Source organism: Pseudomonas sp. Sample_9, from assembly GCF_004307535.1.
GTDB lineage: Bacteria > Pseudomonadota > Gammaproteobacteria > Pseudomonadales > Pseudomonadaceae > Aquipseudomonas > Aquipseudomonas mercuritolerans.
On the sequence record NZ_RAZO01000186.1, the window covers coordinates 1 to 998 of the forward strand.

At 66.0% G+C, this 998-nt stretch carries 1 protein-coding gene; it reads right to left on the reverse strand.

Features of this window, described 5'->3' with window-relative positions:
• Nucleotides 1-998: methyl-accepting chemotaxis protein (locus D6877_RS10310; protein ID WP_241662879.1), on the reverse strand; the 998-nt coding region annotated here is incomplete at both ends.

A 998-nucleotide genomic window follows, 5' to 3' on the forward strand; every position in this document is an offset into this window, starting at 1 on the left:
ACCCGCGCCACGCCTTCTTCGGCCTGGCGATGCCCGGCTTCCATGGTTTGCACGGCGCTCGACGCTGTCTGTTGCAGCTTGGCGATCAGGGCATGGATCTGCCCGGTGGATTCGCTGGTGCGTTGCGCCAGTTGGCGTACTTCGTCAGCCACCACGGCGAAACCACGGCCCATCTCGCCAGCACGCGCCGCTTCGATGGCGGCGTTGAGGGCGAGCAGGTTGGTCTGGTCGGCGATGCCTTTGATCACGTCGACCACGCCGCCGATTTCGTCGCTGTCCTTGGCCAGTTGCGTCACGGTCAGGCCGGTTTCGCCGACGACCACCGACAGGCGCTGGATCGCTTCGCGGGTTTCGCCGGCAATGTCGCGGCCACGGCCGGTCAGGCGGTTGGCTTCCTGGGTGGCGTCAGCGGTGCGCTGTACGTGGCTGGCGACTTCCTGGGTGGTGGCGGCCATCTGGTTGACGGCGGTGGCGACCTGTTCGGTTTCCACGCGCTGGCGTTCCAGGCCGGTCGAGCTGTTGTGCGCCAGGGCGTCGGACTGTTTGGCCTGATCGGTCAGGTGTTCGGCGGTGTCCTGCAGGCGAGTCAGGCAGGTTTTCAGGCGCGCTTCCTGGCTGAGGATCGACATCTCCAGACGCGCCTGCGCGCCACGGCTGTCGGTGTACATCTGCGCGATCAGCGGGTCGGAGGTGGTCTGTTCGGCCAGGCGCAGCAGGCGCTTGAGCCCGCGTTGCTGCCATTGCAGGCCCATCAGGCCCAGCGGCACCGAAAGACCGGCGGCGAGGGCGAAGCCCCACTGCGAGTTCAGCGTCGCGCCAATCATGAAGCTCAACTGGCTGACCAGAATGAACGGCAGCCAGTCCTGCAGGATCGGCAGCCATTTGTCCGTCGAAGGAATCGCCGACTTGCCCTGGTTGATGCGTTGGTAAAGCGCTTCGGCACGGCGGATCTGTTCGGCGGTGGGCTTGACGCGCACCGACTCGTAACCGATCACCTG